The following is a 25,305-nucleotide window of genomic DNA, read 5'->3' on the forward strand; positions in this document are numbered from 1 at the left end:
TCACTCCGCGACGATCACCCGGACCTCGTCGCCGGCCGCCTCGGTCGACTCGCCCACTGGGGCGAACCAGTGGCTCACCTCGCCCTCGGCCAGGTCGCTACCGATATCGCCGGTGGGCAGTACCGACAGGGCACCGGCCGTCGCGGCGACCAGGAATTCCGCCAGCGCCGCCGGACCCGCTGCCGCGGTGGTGTACGTGGTCGATTCGTAATCGATCTCGTACTCGTCGCGCAGGGTGTCCGCGTGCTGGAGGGCCTGCTCCTGGGTCAGGGTGCGCAGTGCGCCATCCGCCGCGCGGACCACGAACGCCGGGTGGTCGTCCTGCAGCGTCCGTACCCGGTCGGCGTAGGAAACCGGATGCGCTTGTGCCGCATCGATTTCCGCGCGCACCTTGGGGTCGGTCGGGACCAGCCAGCGCACCGACTTGGCAGCCGGCTCCAGCGCGATCCCGAATCCGGCTCCGGCGGAAACTATGTCACCGAAGGAGAGCCCTGCGGCGAACAGCGCCGCCGCACCGGCCTTTTGGACGGCCCACAAGGCGATCACCGCGTCCACCGAATGCGGTAGCGCCACCGCGACGATGTCGCCCGGCCCCACACCCCGGCTGATCAGCACCCGCGCCAGCTTCGAGGAGCGGGAATCGACCTCGTGGTAGGCGGTTTCCGCGTCGCCGGCCAGCAGTGCCGGTGCCTGTGGGTCCGCTTCGACCACCTCGGCCAGCGCGGCGGCCACCGTCCGGGCACCGATCCGGGTCGGCTCGGGGTCGGGTGCGGTGGCGACCCGCGACTCCGCGAGGATACGGGCGCGCTCCGCCTGATCGAGGATGTCGACCGCGCCCACCGACCGCTGCGGATCGTCCACCAGCGCGGTGAGTACCCGGACCAGTCGTTCGGCGAGTGTGCGCACGTCCGATTCGGAGAAACGGCTGGTCAGATACTCGAGGTTCAGACCGATGGTCGCTTCCGCGGTGACCCACAGGGTCATCGGATAGTGCGTCGCGCCGGCGAAGTCGACACCCGTCACCGACATGCCGTCGATCGAGGTGACCGCCTCGATCGACTCGCGATCGACCGGATAGGACTCGAAGACCACCAGCGAGTCGAAGGCCGCGGCCGGCCCGCTCACCCGCTGGATATCGGTGAGGCCCACATAGTGGTGGTCCAACAGGGAGGCCTGTTCCCGCTGCAGAGCGGTGAGCATTTCCGCCACCGTTGCCCGATCATCGAGATGCACCCGGACCGGCAGGGTGTTGATGAACATGCCGACCATGGACTCCACCCCGGGCAACTCCGGTGGACGACCGGAGACGGTCGCACCGAAGACCACGTCTTCACGGTTGGTCAACCGCCCGAGCAGCAGACCCCACGAGGCCTGCACCAGGGTGTTCACCGTGATGCCGAGGTCGGCGCAGAACTTGTTCAGCCGCCGCGTCAACGCGGTGTCGAGTTCGGTGAACCACTTGTCGGAACCGTAGGTTTCCGCCGACTGCGCCTGGTGAGCCAGCTGAGTCGGCTCGGTGACCCCGGCCAGCGCCTGCTGCCACGCCCGCAGCGAATCCTCGATATCGCGGGTCGACAACCAGGCCAGGAAGTCGCGATACGAGTTCACCGCGGGCAGCGCGGTCACGTCACCGGCGGTGGCGTACAGCACCAGCAGATCGCGCATCAGCAGCGGCATCGACCAACCGTCGAAGACGATGTGATGCGCCGTGATCGCCAGTTGCCACTGCTGCGCCTCGGTGGAGCCGACCCGGTACAGCGTGAACCGCAACAGCGGTGCGATCGCCATGTCGAAGCGCGTGCTGCGATCCTCGGCGAGCCGCTCCCGCAGTCTCGCCTCGCCTTCGGCGGCCGGCAGACCGGTGAGGTCCACTTCCTGCCACGGGACGTCGACCTGGTCGAGCACCAGTTGCACGGGCAGGCCGTCGTGGTCGACGGTGAAGGCGACCCGCAGGTTGTCGTAGCGGTTCAGCATGGCCTGGGCGGCCGCGCGCAACCGCTCGACCTCCAGCGCTCCTTCGAAGGCGATGATCGCCTGCTGTCCGTACACATCGACCGTGGACTGGGTCATCATCGCGTGGAAGTGCAGACCCGACTGCAGCGGCGACAGCGGCCACACTTCGACCAGGCCCGGATACTCCCGTTCCCAGCGACTCAAATCGTCCGGATCGACCTCCACCAGCGGACCGGTCGGCAATTCGAGCGGTCCGCGATCGCCGAGCTCGGCCGCGGCGGCGAGTGCGGCGATGGTGCGACGTTCGAAAACGTCTCGGGCACCGAAGTGCACGCCCCGCACCTTCGCCCGCGCCACCAGCTGGATCGAGAGGATGCTGTTTCCGCCGACGGCGAAGAAGTCGTCGTCGACACCGATCTCGTCGTTGCCGAGCATCTCGGTGACGATCTCGGTCAGCACCTGCTCGGCCGGAGTCGACGGAGCCCGGTACGCCGTGGTCTGGAATTCGGGTTCCGGCAAGGCCTTACGGTCGAGTTTGCCACTGCTGTTGAGCGGCAACTCGGGTAGCACCACAAAGGCCGACGGCACCATGTACGACGGCAGGGCCTCGGTCAGCGCCGCCGCGATCGCATCCGGATCGACACCGGTCTCGGCGTCGGCCGGGACCAGATAGGCGACCAGCCGGTCGCCCAGCCGCTCGTCCGTCTTCGCCAGCACCGCGGTCCGCGCGACGGTGCCGAGTGCGAGGATGGCTGCCTCGATCTCGCCCAGCTCGATGCGGAAACCACGGATCTTGACCTGGAAGTCGGTGCGGCCGCGGTAATCCAGTTCGCCGGACGCGGTCCAGGCCACCAGGTCACCGGTGCGATACATCCGCTCTCCCGCGACGAACGGGTCGGCGACGAACCGGTCCGCGGTCAGATCCGGGCGGGCAAAATAGCCACGCGCCAACTGCACGCCGCCGAGATACAGCTCACCGGCGACGCCGTCCGGCACCGGACGCAGCCGCGAATCCAGGACATAGACCCGGCTGTTCCACTCCGGCCCGCCGATCGATACCGAGAGCTGGTCGGCCTCGGTCACCCGATGGTTGGTGATCGACACCGCTGCCTCGGTCGGACCGTACACGTTGTACAGCCCGGCCCGGCTGGCGCCGAGGAAACGCTGCGCGGTCGCCGCCGGCAACGCCTCACCGATGGTGAGCACCTGCCGCAGCGAATCCGGCAGTGCCCCACCGGAATCGATCAGCAGCGCATCCAACAACGACGGCACCAGATGCAGACTGGTCACCGCTTCGGAGGCCATCAGCTCGTTCAGGTAGGCCGGATCGCGCTGACCACCGTCGCGAGCGATCACGACGCGGCCGCCCGTGACGGCCGGGGACCAGTACGCCCACACCGAGATGTCGAAGGTCGCGGGTGCCTGCAGCAGCACCACATCGTCGGCCCCGAGCTCGAATTCGTCGGCCAGCCAGAGCATCTGGTTGACGATGGCGGCGTGCGGGACCGCGACACCCTTCGGGCGGCCGGTCGAGCCGGAGGTGAACAACACGTAGGCCGTGTTGTCCGGGCGCAGCGGCGCCGTCCGGTCGGCGTCGGTGATCTCGGCGGCGGAGTACGCCGACAGGTCGAGTTCGTCGATCGTCAGCACCGGTGCGAACTCGGTGGCGAATCCGGTCTCGGCATTGGTCAGCACGCGCACCGGCGCGGCCGTGTCGAGGATGTAGCCGATGCGGTCGACCGGCTGATCGGGGTCGATCGGCACATAGGCACCGCCGGCCGTGGCCACCGCGTACACGGCCACCATCAGGTCGACAGAGCGGCGCATGGCCAGCGCCACCCGGGTCTCCGGACCCACGCCCAGCGAAATCAGGTGCCGGGCAAGGGTATTCACCCGCGCCGCCAGTTCGCCGTAGCTGACCTGTTCGCCCTCGGGCCCGGTCAACGCCACCGCTTCCGGTGCCGCCGCCATCGCCTGCCGCAGCAGCGACACCAGCGTCGCCGTGCGATCGGTCTCGTGGGCGGTCTCGTTGCGGGCCGCCAGCTCACGACGCTCGTCCGCATCGAGAATTTCCAGCTCGCCCACGGCCAGCTCCGGCCGGGCGACGATGCCGCGCAGAATCCGCACGAACCGGTCCACGAATCCGCGCACGGTGGATTCGTCGAAGACGGCGGTGGCGAAGGTGAGCGCACCGGTGATGCCGGTGGGCGCACCCGAGGTGTCGTAACCGTCGGTGACCAGCAGGTTCAGGTCGAACTGCGACACCTCGGTATCGAGTTCGACGCCGGACAGCCTCAGTCCGGGCAGCTCCAGGCTCGCCTGGCCCTGGTTCTGGAACGACAGGCCGACCTGGAACAGCGGGTGGTGCGCCGTCGACCGGACCGGGTTGAGCACCTCGACCAGCCGCTCGAACGGAATGTCCGCATGGGTGAAGGCCTGCAGGTCGGAGTCGCGCTGCCGGCCCAGCAGCGCGGCGAACGACTCACCGCCGTCGACCCGGGTGCGGAACACCAGGGTGTTGACGAACATACCGATCAGATCGTCGAGCTCGCGCTCGCCGCGACCCGCCATCGGGGTACCGATGGCGATGTCGTCGGTACCCGACAACCGCGCCAGCAACAACGCGAACGCGGTGTGCACCACCATGAACAGCGTGGCGCCACGTTCGCGCGCCAGCTCCACCAGCGCCCGGTGCAGCTCGGCGTCGATCTCCACCGCGACCGATGCGCCCAGATAGGACTGGTTGGCCGGCCGCGGGCGATCCAGAGGCAGATCCAGCTGATCCGGCAGATCGGCCAGGGCCTCGGTCCAGAACGCGATCTGCTTGGCGGCCAACGACTCCGGATCGTCCTCGGAGCCCAGCAACTCCCGCTGCCAGACGCTGTAGTCGGCGTACTGGACGGGTAGCGGCTGCCAGGTGGGCGCCTCACCGATCGAACGGGCGGCATAGGCGGTCATCACATCGCGGGTCATCGGTCCCATCGAGGAACCGTCCCCGGCGATGTGGTGGACGACCATCGACAGCACGTACTCACGTGCCGCGGGCTGATCACCCTCGGGCCGCACATCGGTCAGTTCGAACAGCACCACTCGCAGCGGCACCTCGGCGGTGATGTCGAACGAGGTCGACACCACCTCCAACAGCGCCGCCTCCAGGTCGGCCGAGGTGACCGTCCGCAGCTCCAGTTCCGGCACCGCGTGACCCACCGGCAGGATCTCCTGCACCGGATCCATCGTGGCCACACCGGATTCGTCGGTGCCGAGCGGATAGATCGTGCGCAGCACCTCGTGACGGGCCACCAGATCGCCGATCGCCGCGCGCAGCGCCGCGACATCGAGCACACCGGTCAACCGCACCGCGATCGGCATGTTGTAGGCGGCCGAATCCGGATCGAACCGGTTCAGGAACCACATGCGCTGCTGCGCCGGCGACAACGGAATCCGTTGCGGCCGTGGCAGACTGCCGAGCGCGGGCGCATCGGAGTCGCGAGCGTGCGATTCGATCGCCGCGGCGAAACCGGCCACCGTCGACCGCTCGAACAGCGCCCGTACCGCGATCCGCGTACCGACCGCCGTCGACACCCGGGCGATAACCTGGGTCGCGATCAGCGAGTTGCCGCCGAGTTCGAAGAAGTCGTCGTCGGCACCGATCCGCTCGACACCGAGCACCTCGGCGAACACGCCGGCCACGATCTCCTCGATCGGGGTGGCGGGCGCCCGGAACTCCCGGCGGCTGAACGTCGGCGCGGGCAGCGCCTTGCGATCCAGCTTGCCGCTCGGGTTGAGCGGGAACGCCGCCAGCTCGATGACCTGCGACGGCACCATGTAGGACGGCAACTGTTGGGCCGCGGCCTCGAGCAGGACCGCCTGGTCGAGCCGCTCGCCCGGCTTCGGCACCGCGTAGACCACCAGCTGGTCGCCCAGCTCCGAATCCACCACCAGCGCGGCGGCCTGGCTGACCGACGGCTGCGCGAGCACCACCGATTCGATCTCACCCAGCTCGATGCGCTGACCGCGGAACTTCACCTGGAAGTCGGTGCGGCCCAGGTAATCCAGGACACCCACACCATCGATCTCGCGCCACCGCACCAGGTCGCCGGTGCGGTACATCCGCTCACCGCGCCCGAACGGCGCGGCCACGAACCGCTCGGCGGTCAGGTCCGGGCGCTGCGCATAGCCGCGAGCCAGCTGATCGCCGGCCAGATACAGCTCACCGACCACGCCGGCGGGCACCGGCCGCAGCCAGCGATCCAGCACGTAGACCCGAGTATTGCCCTGCGGACGGCCGATCGGAACGCTCACCGCCTCCGCTCCGGTGGCGGTCCAGTGCGTCACACTCACGGTCGCCTCGGTGGGCCCGTAGAGGTTGTGCACCTGCGCGTCACCGATCGCGTGGACGGCCGCCACCGTTTCCGGCGGCAACGCCTCACCGGCGGCGAAGATCGTCCGCAGCGACGGAATCGATCCAGCCGGGGTGTGCGCGGCCAGCACCGTCAGCATGGACGGCACGAAGTCGGACATCGTGACCCGCTGCGCGGCAATGGTTTCCGCCAGGTACAGCGGATCGCGATGACCGTCCGGGGTGGCCACGACCAGCTTCGCGCCCACCCGCAACGTCATGAAGTAGCCCCACAGCGAGATGTCGAACGTGGTGGGCGTCTTCTCGAGGTAGACGTCGTCGGCGGTCATCGGATACTGCGCCAGCATGACGCTGATCTGGTTGTGGATCGTGGCGTGCGAAATCACCACGCCCTTCGGCCGGCCGGTGGAACCCGACGTGAAGATCACGTAGGCCGGGTTGTCCGGACGGATCGGCGCCACCAGCTCGCCCTCGCGGATCGGAGTGGTGTCGAAGCCGTCCAGATCCACGGTGTCGAGGTTCATGACCTCGACACCCGCGGGCACCGGCACCGCATCCGCGGTCCGGGTCAGCACGCAGACCGGCTGCGCGGTTTCCAGCACGTGCGCGATCCGCTCGGCCGGATGATCCGGATCCAGCGGCACGTAGGCGCCACCGGCGGCGACGATCGCGTACATGCCGACGACCTGATCCAGCGAGCGTCGCAGCGCGAGGCCGACCAGCGATTCCGGGCCCACGCCCTGCCAGATCAACCGGCGGGCGAGCAGATTCACCCGCTCGTCGAATTCCCGGTAGGTCAGTTCGTCGCCCTCGTAGGAGACCGCGACCCGGTCCGGATAGTCGGCGACCGCGCGGCGGTAACCGTCCAGCAACAGGCCGGGTTCGACCGGTACGCCGGTGTCGTTCCACTCGACGAGGATGCGGTGGGCTTCCTCGTCGCCGAGCAGCACATCGACATCGGCCACGCGGGCATCGGCGGCGCCGGCGAGTGCGGTCAGCACCCGGACCAGCCGCGTCCCCAGATCGGCCACCTCGTGTTCGGTGAAGCGGCTGGTCAGGTATTCGAGCCCGATCTCGATGACCGATTCCGCGGTCACCATCAGGGTCAGCGGATAGTGCGTGTTGCCGACGAAGTCGACACCCGCCACCGACATCCCGTCGATCGCGCTGGCCGCCGCGATGGCGTCCTTGTCGACCGGATACGACTCGAAGACCAGCAGCGAATCGAATTCGACCGCGTCACCGGCGGCCTGCTGGATATCGGCGAGGCCCAGGTAGTGGTGATCGAGCAGAGCGGCCTGCTCACCCTGCAGGCGGGTGAGCAGTTCGCCCAGGGTCGCCTGACCGTCGACGCGCACCCGCACCGGGAGCGTGTTGATGAACAGACCGACCATCGATTCGATACCCGGCAGCTGCGCGGGGCGACCGGAGACGGTCGCGCCGAACAGCACGTCGTCACGCCCGGTCATCCGGCCCAGCAGGAGGCCCCACGCCGCCTGCATCACGGTGTTGACGGTCACCCCGAGTTCGGCCGCCCGCCGGCTGATCCGGCCGGTGGTCTCGGCGTCGAGCACGACACGGTGCTTGCCCACCTCGTAGGTTTCGGCCGTCCTGGCCTCGCCCGCGAGCAGGGTCGGCTCGTCGACGCCGGCCAGCGCCTCGCCCCACACCCGCATCGACTCGTCGCGATCGCGAATCGACAACCAGGCCAGGAAGTCCCGGTAGGAGGTGAGTTCGGGCAGGGCGCTCCGATCGCCGTGCACGGCGTAGAGCACCAGCAGATCCCGCATCAACAGCGGCATCGACCAGCCGTCGAACAGGATGTGGTGGGCGGTGATCGCCAGGCGCCACAGCGGCTGCGCGCCGTCCGCGGCGACGGTCCGGTACAGCGCGAAGCGGACCAGCGGCGCGGTCGCCATATCGAAGTGCCGGGACCGCTCCTGCTGAAACTCCCGCTGCAGTTCGGCTGCCCGCTCGGTGTCGGGCAGTTCGGTCAGATCGACCTCGCGCCACGGCACCCGGACCTGGTCCAGCACGATCTGCACCGGCCGGCCCTCGGCGTCCGAGGTGAAGGCCACCCGCAGGTTGTCGTAGCGGTCGAGCAGGCCCTGCGCCGCGGCCCGCAGCCGCTGCGCGTCCAGGGCACCGGTGAAGTCGATCACCGCCTGCTGGGTGTAGATGTCGACCCCGGACGAGGTCAGCATCGCGTGGAACAGCAGGCCGGACTGCAGCGGCGAGAGCGGCCACACCTCGACCAGGCCGGGGTAGGTCTGCTCCCAGCGCCGCAGATCGGCCGGATCCGGCTCCACCAGCGGCCCGGTCGGCAGCTCCGGCTCGTCCAGATCGGTTTCCACCGAGGCCGCGGCCAGACCCGCGACGGTGGGACGTTCGAACACGTGCCGCGCGGTGAACCGCACGCCGCGCGCCTTGGCCCGCGACACCACCTGGATCGACAGGATGCTGTTACCGCCGAGACCGAAGAAGTCGTCGTCGATACCGATGTCGTCGCGACCCAGCACATCGGCGAAGACCTCGGCGACGATCCGTTCGGCCGCCGTCGAGGGCGCCCGGTACGGCGTGGCCTCGAACTGCGGATCCGGCAGCGCCTTGCGATCGAGTTTGCCGTTCACGTTGAGCGGCAACGCATCGAGCACGACGAAGGCGGCCGGCACCATGTACGACGGCAGCGCCTCCTGCAGAGCCGAATTCACCTGCGCCACATCGAGATCGGAGCCGACGGCCGGCACCAGATAGCCGACCAGCCGATCGCCGAGGCGCTGATCGGACTTCGCGATCACCGCGGCCGCGCCGACCTGCGGCAGGGCCAGCAGAGCGGCCTCGATCTCCCCCAGCTCGATGCGGAAGCCACGGATCTTCACCTGGAAGTCCACGCGACCCCGGTAGTCCAGTTCACCCGCGGCAGTCCAGGCCGCCAGGTCACCGGTGCGGTACATCCGGGTGCCGGGCTCGAACGGGTTGGCGACGAACCGCTCGGCGGTCAGATCCGCGCGACCGAAATAGCCCCGCGCCAGCTGCGCGCCGGCGAGATACAACTCGCCCGCGACACCGCGCGGCACCGGCTGCAGCCGCGAATCCAGCACGAACACCCGGGTATTCCACTCGGGAGCGCCGATCGGCACCGAACCGGTGTCGGCGGCGGTGACCTCGTGACTGGTCACCGAGACCGCGGCCTCGGTCGGACCGTAGAGGTTGAACAGCCCCGCGGTGTTGGCGCGGCGGAACCGCTGCGCCGTCGCACCAGGCAGCGCCTCACCGATGGCCAGCACCCGCCGCAGCGAATCCGGCAGCGCCCCACCGGATTCGGTGAGCAATGCGTCGAGCATCGACGGCACCACATGCAGTGTGGTGACCGATTCCCGGCGCATCAGCGCGTTCAGGTACTCCGGATCCTGATGTCCGTCGGCCGTGGCGACGACCAGTCGCCCACCACAGACGACCGCGGTCCAGAACTCCCAGACCGACAGGTCGAAGGTCGCCGCCGTCTTCAACAGCACGGCGTCGTCGGCACCGAGCTCGAATGCGTCGACCGCCCAGAGCAACTGGTTCACGATCGCGCCGTGCGACACGGCCACACCCTTGGGGCGGCCGGTCGAACCCGACGTGAAGATCACATACGCGGTCTGCTGCGGTCGCACGACCGCGGTCCGCTCGTCGGCCGACAGCGGCGTCGTGTCGAGATCACCGAGTTCGTCGATGCGAACCAGCGGCGCCACCTCGGTGTCGAACCCGATTTCGGAGCCGGTCAGCACGCAGACCGGTGCCGCGGTGCGCAGGATGTAATCGGTGCGCTCGGCCGGCTGATCCGGGTCGACCGGGACATAGGCGCCGCCGGCCATGGTGACCGCATACATCGCCACGACCAGATCCACCGAGCGGCGCAGGGCCAGCGCCACCCGCGATTCCGGTCCGACACCCAGCGAGATCAGGTGGCGGGCCAGCCCGTTCGCCCGTGCACCGAGTTCGGCGTAACTCACCGTGCCGCCGTCGGGCCCGACCAGCGCGATCGCGTCCGGCGTCGCGGCGATGCGGTCGGTGAGCAGCGAGACCAGCGTCGCGTCCGGATCGACCGGGTGATCGGTGGCGTTGTGACCGGCGATCAGTTCCCGGCGTTCGGTCGCCTCGAGCAGGTCGAGATCACCGACCGCGGTGCGCGGCGCGGCGACCATCGCCGCGAGCAGACGCACGAACCGGTCGGCGAAGCCCGCCACGGTCTCGGCGTCGAACAGATCGGTCGCGTACGTGAAGTGTCCGCCGATACCGGCCGGCGCGCCGGACTCGTCGTAACGGTCGAACACGATCAGATGCAGGTCGAACTGCGACACCTCGGTTTCGGCGCCGAGTCCGGAGACCGTCAGGCCCGGCAGTTCCAGACTGGTCTGCGCCAGGTTCTGGAACGACAGGCCGACCTGGAACAGCGGATGCCGCGCCGTCGACCGCACCGGGTTGAGCACCTCGACCAGGCGCTCGAACGGCACGTCCGCATGCGCGAAGGCCTGGATATCCGATTCCCGCTGACGCGCGAGCAGATCCGTGAACGCGGTGTCGCCGTCGACCCGGGTCCGGAAAACCAGGGTGTTGACGAACATACCGATCAGATCGTCGAGCGCCGCCTCACCACGGCCCGCGACCGGCGTACCGATCGCGATGTCGTCGGTACCGGACAGGCGAGCCAGCAACACCGCCAGCGCCGTGTGCACGACCATGAACAGCGTCGCACCCTCGGACCGGGCGAGGTCGACCAGCGCGGCGTGGGTATCGCTGTCGATCTGCACGTCCACGCTGCGACCGGCGAACGACTGCACCGCCGGGCGCGGCCGGTCGGCCGGTAGGTCCAGCTGATCGGGCAGGTCGGCCAGCGTCTCGGTCCAGTAGGAGAGCTGCTGTGCCGCAATCGATTCCGGATCGTCCTCGCTGCCGAGCAGTTCCCGCTGCCAGATGCTGTAGTCGGCGTACTGGACCCGCAGCGGCGCCCAGTCCGGCACCTCGCCCGCCGACCGGGCGGCGTAGGCGGTCATCAGGTCCCGCGTCATCGGTCCGGCCGACGAACCGTCACCGCTGATGTGGTGGATGACGATGGCCAGGACGTGATCGCGCTCGCCGATCTCGTAGAGCGCGACCCGGATCGGCACCTCGCCGGTGACGTCGAAGGTGGTACCGAAGAATTCGGTCACCGCGTCGACGACCGCGTCGGCGGCGATCACCCGCTGCTCGGGTTCGACCACGCCCGACCCTGGCGGCAGGATCAGCTGCACCGGTCCGCTGTCGGTCTCCGGGTACATCGTCCGCAGCACCTCGTGCCGGTCGACGAGATCGCCGAGCGCGGCACGCAGCGCCGCCACGTCCAGCTCGCCGGTGAGCCGCAGCGCCATCGGCACGTTGTAGGCGGTCGAATCCGGGTCGAAGCGGTTGAGGAACCACATCCGCTGCTGCGCCAGCGACAGCGGAATGCGATCCGGCCGGGCGAGGGTGCCCAGTTCGGCCACCTGCGCACCGCGCGACTGCTTTTCGATCGCCGCCGCGAGGGCGCCGACCGTCGGCATCTCGAACAGCGTGCGGATCGGCACCCGGCTGTCCACCGCGGCGCCCAGGCGGGCGACGACCTGAGTCGCGATCAGCGAGTTACCGCCGAGGGCGAAGAAGTCGTCGTCCACACCGACCCGGGCGACGCCGAGGACGTCGGCGAAGATCCCGGCCACGATCTCCTCGATCGGTGTACTCGGGGCCCGGAATTCGGAACGCGTGAACGTCGGCGCCGGCAGGGCCTTGCGGTCCAGCTTGCCGCTGGTGTTGAGCGGGAAGGCGTCGAGTTCGACGATCACCGCGGGCACCATGTAACTCGGCAGCACCTGCGTGATCGCGGCGAGCAGCTCGGCCTGATCGATCCGCGCGCCCGGCACCGGCACGGCGTAGGCGACCAGCTGATCACCCAGCTCCGAATCCATCACCAGAGCCACCGCCTGGCTGACCGACGGCTGCAGCAGCAGCGCGGATTCGATCTCGCCCAGCTCGATGCGCTGACCGCGGAACTTCACCTGGAAGTCGGTGCGGCCCAAGTACTCGAGCACACCATCGCCGCCGCTCGCGCTGCGGTCGGCGCGCCAGCGCACCAGGTCACCGGTGCGATACATCCGGGTACCGGCGCCGAACGGGTCGGCGACGAAGCGGTCCGCGGTCAGGTCGGCCCGGCTCACATAACCGCGAGCCAGCTGGTCACCGGCCAGATACAACTCGCCCACCACACCCGCGGGCACCGGCCGCAGATGCGAATCCAGCACGTATACCTGCGAATTCCACTGCGGGCGGCCGATCGGCACGACGCCGGTTTCGGCGCCGGTGGCCGGCCAGTAGGTGATGGACACGGCGGCTTCGGTCGGGCCGTAGAGGTTGTGCACCACGGCATCGGACACCGCGCCCACGGCCGCGACCGTCTCCGGCGGCAGGGCCTCACCGATCGCGAAGATGTCGCGCAGCGTCGGGATCGACCCGGCCGGGGTGTGCGCGGCGAAGACGGTGAGCATCGACGGCACGAAGTCGGTGACCGTAACCCGTTGCGCCGCAATGGTTTCCGCGAGGTAGAGCGGATCGCGGTGACCGTCCGGCGTGGCGACGACCAGGGTCGCACCCACCCGCAGCGGCATGAAGTAGCCCCACAGCGACACGTCGAAGGTCGTCGCGGTCTTCTGCAGATACACGTCGTCCGCGGTCATCGGGTACTCGGCGAGCATCCAGGTGATCTGGTTGTGGATCGCCGCGTGGGACACCGCCACACCCTTGGGGCGGCCGGTCGAGCCCGACGTGAAGATCACGTAGGCCGGGTTCTCCGGCCGGACCGGACGCAGCATTTCGTCCGCACGCACCGGCGACGCGTCGAAGGCGGCGAGGTCGGCGGAGTCGATGGTGACCACGTCGAGTCCGTCCGGCACCGGCACCGCGTCGGCGGTGGTGGTGAGGACACAGACCGGTTGCGCCGTCTCCAGCACGTGCCCGATCCGCTCGGCCGGATGATCCGGATCCAGCGGCACGTAGGCACCGCCGGCCGTGATGATCGCGTACATCCCGACGACCAGGTCGAGCGAACGCCGCACCGAGAGCGCGACCAGGGATTCCGCTCCGACACCCCGCTCGATCAGCAGGCGCGCGAGCCGGTTGACCCGCTCGTCGAATTCGCGATAGGTCAGTTCGACGCCCTCGTGGGAGACCGCGATCCGATCCGGATGCGCGGCCACCGCCGCGCGGTAACCGTCGAGCAGCAGCTGCGGCTCGATCGGGTGGGCGGTGTCGTTCCACTCCACCACGATCCGTTCGCGTTCGGCCGCGTCGACCAGGATGTCGAGCTCGCCCACCTGCGTGGCGGGATCACCGAGCAGCGATTCGAGCACCCCGATCAGCCGGTCCGCGAGCGTCTGCGCCTGTTCGGCGGAGAAGCTGCCGACCTGGTACTTCAGCGCGAGCTCGATCGTCGACTCCGCCGTCACCAGCAGGGTGAGCGGGTAGTGGGTGTTGTCGTCCACCCGGACACCCGTCACGGCCATACCGTCGATGGCACTCGCCGCGGCGATGGAGTCGCTGTCGATCGGATAGGACTCGAAGATCAGCAGCGTGTCGAACAGCGCGCCGGCGCCCACGGCCTGCTGGATCTCGGTGAGCCCGATGTAGTGGTGATCGAGCAGATCGGCCTGTTCGCCCTGCAGCCCGGTCAGGAAGTCGGCGATGGACCGGTGGTCGTCGATCCGCACCCGCACCGGGAGCGTGTTGATGAACAGGCCCACCATCGACTCGATATTCGGCAGGTCTGCCGGACGTCCGGAGACGGTGGTGCCGAAGACCACGTCCGAGCGCCCGGTCAGACGGCCGAGCAGAATGCCCCACGCCGCCTGGACCAGGGTGTTCACCGTGACACCCAGCTCGGCCGCCCGGCGGCCGATGTGCGCGGTGCGCTCGGCGTCGATGGCGACGATCAGCTTGCCGATCTCGTCCTGCTCGTCGGCGCTGCGCTTGGCCTGCGTGACCAGCTGGGTCGGTTCCGTCACGCCGGACAGGGTGCGGGTCCACATCCGCAGCGATTCCGCGCGGTCGCGCTCGGCGAGCCAGACCAGGAAGTTGCGGTAGGACGGGATCCGCGGCAAGGCCGCCTGATCGCCACGAACGGCGTACAGCACCAACATGTCTCGCATCAACAGCGGCATGGACCAGCCGTCGAGCAGGATGTGGTGGGTGGTGATCGCCAGCTGCCAGGTGTCGGCGCCGGTCCGGTACAGGGTGAACCGCATCAGCGGCGGCTCGGCCAGATCGAAGTGGTGCTCACGATCGGCCGCACCGCGCCGCTGCAGTTCCGGAATTCGTTGCGGCTCCGGCAGATCGGTCAGATCCACCGACCGCCACGGCACCTCGACCCGATCGAGGACCACCTGAACCGCACGGCCGTCCGCATCGGTGACGAAGGCGGTGCGCAGGTTCGGGTACCGATCGAGGATGGCCTGGGCGGCGGCACGCAGCCGCTGCTCATCCACCGCGCCGGTCAGTTCGACAGTCGCCTGCATGGTGTAGACGTCGACCGTCGACTGGGTCAGCAGCGCGTGGAACAGCAGACCGGACTGCAGCGGGGACAGCGACCACACGTCCGACAGCGACGGGTATTCGCGTTCCCACTTCACGATCTCGGACTGGCCGACTCGGACCAGCGGCAGATCCGACGGAGTGAGACCACCGGCCTCCGGGCGGCGGGCATGCTCGGCCAGTGCGGTGAGCGCGGCCGTCCACAGATCGGCGAACTCCTGCACCCGCTCCCGGCTCAGCAGCCCGGACGGATAGGCGAACGAGGCACCGAGCTGCGGACCGTCCGGACCGTCGGTGACGATCGCGTTGATCGACACGACGCCGTGGGCGGGCATATCCGCATCACCGGCGGCTTCGAACTGACCCAGATCCGAGACCGGTGCCCAGCCCAGTTCGCGCAGTTGCGCGGCGAGGTCGCCGGTTTCCGCGGTCGCACCTGTCGCGACCCGGCCCAGGTAGTTGAAGCTGATCTGAGCGCTGTCGCCGAGGTGCGCGGCCGTTTCGGCGTTCAGATACCGCAGCAAGCCGTAGCCGATGCCCTTGTCCGGCACCGCGAGCAACTGCTCCTTCACCGATTTCACGATGTCGCCCAGGGCATTTCCGCCCGCGAAGGCGTCGTTCAGGTCGGCGCCGGCGAGGTCGAGCCGCACCGGGCCGGCACTGGTGAACCAGCCGATCGTGCGGGACAGGTCGGCGCCGGGCGCCACCTCTTCCTCACGACCGTGGCCTTCCAGGTGGACCAGCACCTTGTCGACCGATTCCCGGCGCCAGCGGGCAACCGCCATCGCCAGCGCCGACAGCAGGCCGTCGTTGACGCCGCCGTGGTACAGGGCCGGTGCGGCGGTCAGGACCGCATCGGTCACCTCGGCGGAGACGGAGACCTCCACCTGCTCCACCGTGGCGATGGTGTCGACCGCCGGGTCGAGGGCACGAGATCCGAGCAGCGGATCCGGAGTCGCGCAGACCTCCTGCCAGAACGGCAGTTCCGCGACCCGCTCCGCACTGTGCGCCGCATCGACGAGGGCATGCGCCCAGCGCCGCATCGACGTCCCGTTGGCCGGCAGTGCCACCGGCTGCCCGGCGATCAGCTGCGACCAGGCGGTGGCCAGGTCCGGCACCAGGATGCGCCAGGACACACCGTCGACCACGAAGTGGTGGGCGACGACCAGCAGCACATCGCGATGGCCGGCGGCCCGGCCCTCGGCGTCGAAGGCGAACCAGACGAACTGCAGCATCACCGCGCCGGCGGGATCGAGACGATCGAGCGCGGCGTCGGCCTCGCGGCCGGCCAGGGCGGTCAACGCGGCGGCGTCGACGTCCGCGGGGACGTCGATCCGGTGCACCAGGGCATCGACCCGGACGGCACCGGGCTCGAGCGCCTCGAAAACCCACCCGCCGGGGGCCGATTCGCCGGCACGCAACCGGGTGCGCAGCACGTCGTGGTGGTCCACCACGGCCGCGATGGTCGCGACCAGGGTGTCGCGGTCGATCCCGTCGGGTAGCCGCAGCGCCACCGACTGCGAGAACCGCCGGTAGGACGCGCCGCTCGACAGCACCGAGGCCATGATCGGCGTGAGCGGGATCTCGCCGACCCCGCCACCGGGCAGCTCCGCCAACCGCGGCACATCCGAATCCCCACCGCGGGTGGCGATTTCGGCCAGCGCGGCGACCGTGCGACGCTCGAACACATCGCGCGGGGTGAAGACCACGCCCCGTGCCTTGGCCCGCGACACCAGCTGGATCGACAGGATCGAGTCACCGCCGAGGGCGAAGAACGAATCGTCCAGACCCACCTGGTCGACACCGAGCACCTCGGCGAAGACCGCCGCGACGATCGCTTCCACCTCGGTGGCCGGTGCCCGGAATTCGCGGGGCGCGAGCTGCGGTTCGGGCAGCGCCTTGCGGTCGAGCTTGCCGACCGGGGTGAGCGGAATCTCGTCGAGTACCACGATCGCGGCCGGCACCATGTGCGGCGGCAGAGCCGCGGCCACATGATCGGTCAGCCGTGCCGGATCCGGCGCAGTGCCCGGCGCGCCGAGCACATACGACACGAGAATCGTTGCGCCCGCGTCGGTTTCGCGGCCGATGGTGGTCGCGAATTCCACGTCCGGATGCTGACCGAGGACCGCGTCGATCTCGCCGAGTTCGATACGGAAACCGCGAATCTTGACCTGGAAGTCGCTGCGGCCGACGTAATCGAGCTCCCACGCCACCGTGTCGCGCGCGATATCGTCGCCCCGCACCCCGGGGGCGGCATACCAGCGGACCACGTCACCGGTGCGATACATCCGGGTACCGGGCGCACCCCACGGGTTGGGAACGAACCGCTCCGCGGTCAGACCCGGCCGGCGCTGGTAACCCCGGGCGAGGGCGCCACCGGCCAGATACAGCTCACCCGCGACACCCGGCGGCACCGGGTTCATCCGAGCGTCCAGCACCAGCGCCGACATGCCGTGCACCGGCGAGCCGATGGTGATGTGCTGCCCCGGGAACAGCCGGGCGTAGGAGGAGATGATCGTGGTCTCGGTCGGACCGTAGGCGTTGAAGTACTTACGCCCCGGCTGCCACTTCGCCAGCAGCTCCGGCGTGGTGACATCGCCACCGACCGAGGTGACCAGCAGCTGTTGCTGACCCTCCGGATCCATCGTGCCCAGCACCGCGGGCGTGATGATGGTGTGGGTCACCTGCTCGGCTCGCAGCAACTGCGCCAACTCCGGACCACCGATGATCTCGGCGGGCACGATGACCAGCGTCGCGCCGGTGTAGAAGGCGCACACCCATTCCAGCACCGACGGGTCGAAGCTCGGCGAACAGATCTGCAGGAACCGATGGTGCGGCTCCAGCTCGTACAGTCCCGTCGCCACGTCGGCGAGACCGCCGAGACCCGCGTGGGTGACCGTCACGCCCTTGGGCATACCGGTCGAACCGGAGGTGTAGATGACGTAGGCCGGATGCGACATGCGCAGCGGCTGCAGCCGGTCGGCATCGGTGATCGGGGTGGCCGGCTGCGCCGCGCACAACTCGGCCGTGGTCTCGGCGTCGAGGACCAGCCAGTCCACGTCCGCGGGCAAGGCATCGACATGCCGCGACCCGGTGATGCCCAGAACCGCACCGGAATCGGTGAGCATGTGCCGCACCCGATCCTCGGGGTAGGTCGGATCGACCGGGACGTGCGCACCGCCGGCCTTGGTTACCGCGAGCACGGCCAGCACCATCTCGAACGACCGCGGGAACGAGACCGCGACCAGCTTCTCCGGTCCGACACCACGCTCGATCAGCACCCGCGCCAGCCGCGAGGACCGCTCGTCGAGTTCGCCGTAGGTGATGGATCGGCCGTTGTAGCGCACCGCGATGCGATCGCGGCCCAAGCGCAGGCCGTGGCTCATCAGATCCGGCAGGAGGCCGGTCGCCATGACGTCGTCACCGTGGACGTGGGTCAACAGCTCGTATTCGGCCGCGTCCAGCAGCGCCAGATCGCCGACCGGCGTCTGCGGCTCGGTGGTGATCGCCGCCAGCAAGCGGGTGAACCGACGGGCGAATACGGCGACCGTCTCCTCGTCGAAAAGGTCACGCGCATAAGAGAATTCGGCATACATACCGCCGCCGTGGCCGATTTCGCGGACGGTCAGCGACAGGTCGAACTTCGCGGTGTCGACATCGAAGTCGACGGCCGAGACCCGCAGGCCGGGCAGTTCGAAGGAACCCTCGGGCAGGTTCGCGAACGACAGCGCCACCTGGAACAGCGGGTGCCGGGCGGTGGACCGCTCCGGGTTGAGCAGTTCCACCAGCCGCTCGAACGGGATGTCGGCATGGGCGAATGCCTGCAGATCCGCATCCTTGGCGGCCGCGAGCAGTTCACCGAACGTCGATCCACCCGGCACGTGGGTGCGCAGGACCAGCGTGTTGACGAACATGCCGATCAGGTCGTCGAGTTCGGCCTCGCCGCGACCGGCGATCGGGGTGCCGATCGCGATGTCGTCGGTCCCCGACAAGCGGGCCAGCAGTACCGCGAGGGCGCTGTGCACCACCATGAACATGGTGGCGTTGTGCTCGCGCGCGATCCGCTGCAACTGCTCGTGCAGTGCGGGATCGATCTCGAAGGTGACCTTCCCGCCGCGGAACGACTGCACGGTCGGCCGGGGCCGGTCCGCGGGCAGGTTCAGCTCGTCCGGCAGGCCGGCCAGAGCCGACCGCCAGTAGTCGGCCTGAGCCCGCAGCAGGCTCTCCGGATCGTCCTCGGAGCCGAGCAGGTCACGCTGCCAGATGCTGAAGTCCGCGTACTGCACCGGGAGCGGCGCCCAGGCCGGCGCCTCACCCTCGGCGCGCGCCGCGTAGGCGACCATCAGATCGCGGGTCAGCGGACCCATCGACCAGCCGTCGGCCGCGATGTGCTGGGCCACGAAGACCAGGACGAAGTCCTCGGCGCTCAGCTGCAACAACCGGATCCGGAACGGGATCTCGGTGGTCACGTCGAATCCGGTCGCCACCGCATCGGCGACCGCGCCCATCACCTCGTCCTCGGTGACCGAGACGATGTCGAACCGCACCGAGACCTGCGCCGGCGACAGCACCTGCTGCACCGGTCCGCCGGCCGTTTCGGGGTAGACGGTACGCAGAATCTCGTGCCGGGCAACGAGATCCGCGACGGCGGCACGCAACGCCGGGATGTCCAGCGCACCGGACAGCCGGATCGCGGCCGGGATGTTGTCCACCGCCGAGGTGGTGTCGAACTGGTTCAGGAACCACATGCGGGTCTGCGCCAGCGACAGCGGGACCCGATCGGTGCGGTGCTGCGCGGTCAGCGCCGGGCGGCCACCGCCACCCGCGTGCTGGGCGAGTTTTGCGGCCAGACCGGCGACCGTCGAGGCCTCGAACAGAGTCCGCACCGGCACGTGGGTGTCCAGCAGTGCGCCCAGGCGAGCGGCGACCTGCGTCGCGAGCAGCGAGTTACCGCCGAGCGCGAAGAAGTCGTCGTCCAGGCCGACGCGCTCGACGGACAGGACCTCGCCGTAGACGGTCGCGACCGCCTCCTCGATCGGCGTCTCCGGCGCCCGGAAGACCGCCGCTTCGAACTCCGGCTCGGGCAGTGCGCGCCGGTCCAGTTTGCCGTTCACGTTGAGCGGCAGCTCGGCCAGCTCGACGAAGGCAGCCGGGACCATGTAGGACGGCAACGTCGAATGCAGCTCGGCACGAACGCTTTCCACGTCGATCGGCGCGTCGGCCGGCACCAGGTAGGCGACCAGCCGGTCGCCCACGCGCGGATCCGACTTGGCCACCACCGCGGTCTGCGCGATCTGCGGCAACGCCAGCAGCGCCGACTCGATCTCGCCGAGTTCGATGCGGAAACCGCGAATCTTCACCTGGAAGTCGATGCGACCGCGGTATTCCAGTTCGCCCGCGGCGTTCCAGGCCACCAGGTCACCGGTGCGGTACATCCGCTCGCCGGTGCCGAAGGGGCTCGCGACGAACCGCTCGGCGGTCAGATCGGCCCGGCCGAAGTAGCCGCGCGCCAGCTGAGCGCCCGTCAGGTACAGCTCACCCGACACCCCGGCCGGCACCGGGTGCAGCCGGTCGTCGAGCACGTACACACCGCTGTTGAACTCCGGGACGCCGATCGGCACCGAGGTGGTGTCGGCGGCGGTCACCCGATGCGTGGTGATCGAGACGGCCGCCTCGGTCGGACCGTAGAGGTTGAACAGCTCGGTGCGCGGCGCCTCGGTACGCAGCCGCTGCGCCAGGCTCGCGGGCAGCGCCTCGCCGATGGCCAGTACGCGCCAGACCGAATCGGGCAACCCGTCGGCGACCAGGGCGTCCAGCATCGACGGCACCACGTGCAGAGTGGTGACCCATTCCCGTTCCATCAGCTGGTTCAGGTAGGTCGGGTCGCGATGCCCATCGGGCGCCGCGATCACCAGGCGGCCACCGCAGACCGCGGCACTCCAGAACTCCCAGACCGACAGGTCGAAGGTCGCCGCGGTCTTGAGCAGGACGGCGTCCGAGGAATCGAGGCCGAATTCGGCTGTCTTCCACTGCAATTGGTTCGCGATCGCGGCATGCGACACGGCCACGCCCTTGGGGCGGCCGGTCGAACCGGAGGTGAAGATCACGTACGCCGTGTTCGACGCGCGCAGCGGCGCGATCCGATCGGCATCGGCGACCGGGGCACTCGCGTAGCCGGACAGTTCCACCTCGTCGATCCGCACGACCGGCGCCAGGGTGGTGTCGAACGCGGTCTCGGCATCGGTCAGGACACAGACCGGTGCCGCGGTACCGAGGATGTAGTCGGTGCGCTCGGCCGGCTGATCGGGATCCACCGGCACATAGGCGCCACCGGCCGCGGCCACGGCGTACATGGCCACCACCAGATTCACCGAGCGCCGCAGCGCCAGCGCCACCCGGGCCTCCGGGCCGACGCCCGCCTCGATCAGCTTCCGGGCCAGCGTGTTCACCCGGTCGCCCAGCTCGGCGTAGGTCAGCGTCTCACCCTCGGGGCCGACCAGGGCCTCCGCCTTCGGCTGCGCGGCCACGGTCGCGGCCAACAGGGAGGTGAGGGTCGCCTCCTGATCGACAGCGTGAGCGGTGGCGTTGCGGTCGACCACCAGGGCCCGGCGCTCGGCCGGCTCGAGCAGGTCGTAGTCGCCGACCGCGGCCCGCGGCGCGGCGACGACGGCGGCCAGCAGCCGCTGGAACCGCTCGACGAATCCGACCACCGTGGCGTGGTCGAAAAGGTCCGTGGCGTAGGTGAGTACGCCACTGAGGCCTTCCGGTGCACCGGATTCGCTGTAGGTGTCGGCGACGATCAGATGCAGGTCGAACTGCGACAGCCGCGTATCGAAGTCGATGCCGGAGACCGTGAGCCCCGGCAGTTCGAGGTTGGTCTGCGCCAGGTTCTGGAACGACAGGCCGACCTGGAACAGCGGATGCCGCGCCGTCGACCGCACCGGGTTGAGCACCTCGACCAGGCGCTCGAACGGCACATCGGCATTGGCGAACGCCTGGATGTCGATGGCGCGCTGGCTGGCCAGCAGATCAGTGAAGGATTCGCCGCCGGCCACCCGGGTCCGGAAGACCAGGGTGTTGACGAACATGCCGACCAGATCGTCGAGCGCGGCCTCACCACGGCCCGCGATCGGCGTACCGATCGCGATGTCGTCGGTTCCCGAGAGCCGGGCCAGCAGCACCGCCAGCGCGGTGTGCACGACCATGAACAGCGTCGCACCCTCGGCCCGCGCCAAATCGGCCAGCGCGGCGTGGATGTCGGCGCCGATCTCGACCGGCACCTTGCCACCGGCGAACGACTGCACGGCCGGGCGCGGGCGGTCGGCAGGCAGATCCAGCTGATCCGGCAGATCGGCCAGGGCCGAACGCCAGTAGTCGATCTGCTTGGCCGCGGGCGATTCCGGATCGTCCTCGTCGCCCAGCACGGCGCGCTGCCAGACGCTGTAGTCGGCGTACTGGATCGGCAGCGGGGCCCAGCCCGGCGCCGCACCTGCGGAACGTGCCGCATAAGCGATCATGAGATCCCGGGTCAGCGGCCCCATCGAGGAACCGTCACCGGAGATGTGGTGCACGACCATCGCGAGCACGTACTCGCCGGTGTGCGGCTGCCCCGGTTCGGCGGCGATCTCGAACAGCGTCACCCGCAGCGGAACCTCGCGCGTGACGTCGAAGATGGTCGAACTGAGTTCGACGACGGCGGCTTCGACCTCGGCCGCGGTCACCGTGCGCACCTCGAGTTCGATGCCGACCTGCGACGGCGCGAGGATCACCTGCACCGGGCCGCTGTCGGTCTGCGGATAGACCGTGCGCAGCACCTCGTGCCGGATCACCAGATCGTCGATCGCCGCGCGCAGCGCGTCGATATCCAGGGTGCCGGTCAACCGCACCGCCATCGGCACGTTGTAGGCCGCGGACTGCTGGTCGAAGCGGTTGAGGAACCACATGCGCTGCTGCGCCAGCGACAGCGGAATACGGTCCGGCCGCGGCCCGGCCACCAATTCCTGGCGGCCGGAACCGGCGCGGCCCTCGACCCGGGCGGCCAGCGCACCCACCGTCGGCGCCTCGAACAGCAGCCGCACCGGGATGCGGGTGTTCAACGCGCTGCCGAGGCGGGCCACCACCTGGGTCGCGATCAGCGAGTTGCCGCCGAGTTCGAAGAAGTCGTCGTCGACGCCCACCGCGCGGGTGCCGGCGTCGAGGCCGAGCACCTCGGCGAAGGTGTTGGCGACGATCTCCTCGATCGGCGTGGCCGGGGCCCGGAACTCGCGGACCTCGAAGGCCGGCTCGGGCAGGGCACGGCGATCGAGTTTGCCGTTGGGGCTCAGCGGCAGCCCGTCCAGGACCACGATCGCCGACGGCACCATGTAGGACGGCAGTGCGCCGGCCAGCCGGGTGCGCAACTCGGCGTCCAGCTCACGCGGCTCGACGGCCGGATCGGCCGGCACCACGTACGCGACCAGCCGCTCGCCGGTGCGTTCGCCCGAACGCACCAGGACGACCGCCTGCGCCACCGAATCATGTTCCAGCAGTGCGTATTCGATCTCGCCCGGCTCGATGCGCAGACCGCGCAGCTTCACCTGGAAGTCGCTGCGGCCGCGGTAGAACAGCACGCCGTCGCGGTCCCGGGCGACCAGGTCACCCGTGCGGTACAACCGCGTTCCAGCGGCGCCGAACGGGTTCGCGACGAACCGCTCGGCGGTCAGGCCGGCGCGCCCGACGTAGCCTCGGGCCAGCTGGTCGCCCGCCAGATACAGCTCACCGGTAACCCCGGAGGGAACCGGGTGCAGACGTGAATCCAGTACATAGGCCTGGGTGTTCCACACCGGCATGCCGATCGGCAGGGTCGCCGGGACGCGGTCGCCGTCGGACGGCGCGACCGAATAGGTCGCGTTGACGGTGAATTCGGTCGGGCCGTACAGGTTGACCAGCGTCACGTCGGACAGTCCGAGTCGCCGGAACGCCCGGATGGTGTCACCGGTGAAGCTCTCACCACCGACCAGCAGCGCCCGCAGCGAGCCGAGTGCCTCGGCATCGGCGGTACCGGCGAAGACGGTCAGCAGCGACGGCACGAACGAGGCCCGCGTGATGCGCTCGGCGGCGATGACTTCGCGCAGGAAGTCGGTATCGCGGTGACCGTCGGGGCTCGCGATCACGACGCGCGCGCCCACCGCCAGCGGAGCCAGCGGCTCCCAGACCGAGGCGTCGAAGGTCGCCGGGGTCTTGTACAGCACCACATCCTCGGCACCGAGACCGAATTCCGTGATGAGCCAGCGCATCTGGTTGTACAGGGCGCCGTGGCTCACCCCGACGCCCTTCGGGCGGCCGGTGGAACCGGAGGTGAAGATCACATAGGCCAGATGCTGCGCCCGCAGCGGCGCGATCCGGTCCGCATCGGTGATCGGATCGTCGGCGAACTCGGACAGATCCAGCTCGTCCACGACCAGTGCCGGTACGTCGCCCACGGTGAAGGCGTCGCGAGAAGTGGTCAGCACACAGCCGGGTGCCGCGGTCGCCACGACGTGCGCGATGCGCTCCTCCGGCTGGTCGAGGTCGAGCGGCACGTACGCACCACCGGCGGCGAGCACCGCGTGGATCGCGACCACCAGATCGACCGAGCGGCGCATACCCAGCACCACCCGCACATCCGGGCCGACACCGGCGGCGATGAGCCGGCGCGCCAGGCGATGCACACGACCGGTCAGTTCCGCGTAGGTCAGCGTCGGCGCGATCGATACGGCCGCCACCCGGTCGGCGGCCGACCGGTCAACGACCGCGACGACCTCCGGGGTCGCCTGCGCCTGCGCGTCCAGCAGCTCGGACATCGAAACCGGTGAGCCGACGGTGACCGCGGTGGAATTCCAGCCGCGCAGCTGCTGGGCCGCCTCCCGGGTGTCCAGGACCGGCAGATCACCGACCGGCCGATCCGGAGCAGCGGTGACGGCCCTCAGGATGCGCACGAAACGCTGGGCGAAGCCGACCACGGTCTCGGGGTCGAACAGGTCCGTCGCATAGACGAACTTGGCGGTGATGCCGGCCGGTTCCATCCCGCCGTGGCCACCGGCCTCGGCCGGGCGCAACCGCTCGGTGAGCTCCACCGCGAGATCGAATTTCGCTGTCTCGGTGGGCAATTCGACGCCACCGACGGTCAGGCCCGGCAGTTCCAGGGTGGTCTGGCGGGTGTTCTGCAGCGACAGCAGCACCTGGAACAGCGGGTTGCGGGCCTGCGAACGACGCGGGTTGAGGATCTCGACCAGTCGTTCGAACGGCAGATCCGCATGCCCGAAGGCCGCGATATCGCCGCTGCGCACCGTCTGCAGCAGATCGCCGAAGGTGGTGGCGCCGTCGATCTCCGTGCGCAGCACCAGGGTGTTGACGAACATGCCGATCATGTCGTCGAGCGCCTTGTCACCGCGACC

The 25,305-nt window shown here is 69.4% G+C and carries 1 protein-coding gene (cut by a window edge); it reads right to left on the reverse strand.

The window, feature by feature from the left end:
* Positions 1-25,305, reverse strand: partial view of a non-ribosomal peptide synthetase gene (locus tag NMI01S_RS10135; RefSeq protein WP_084512840.1) — the 3' portion only. 25,056 nt of this gene lie beyond the right edge of the window; 25,305 of the gene's 50,361 nt are visible here — the last part of the coding sequence; its start codon lies beyond the right edge, outside the window; its stop codon occupies positions 1-3.

Source organism: Nocardia mikamii NBRC 108933, assembly GCF_001613505.1.
GTDB lineage: Bacteria > Actinomycetota > Actinomycetes > Mycobacteriales > Mycobacteriaceae > Nocardia > Nocardia mikamii.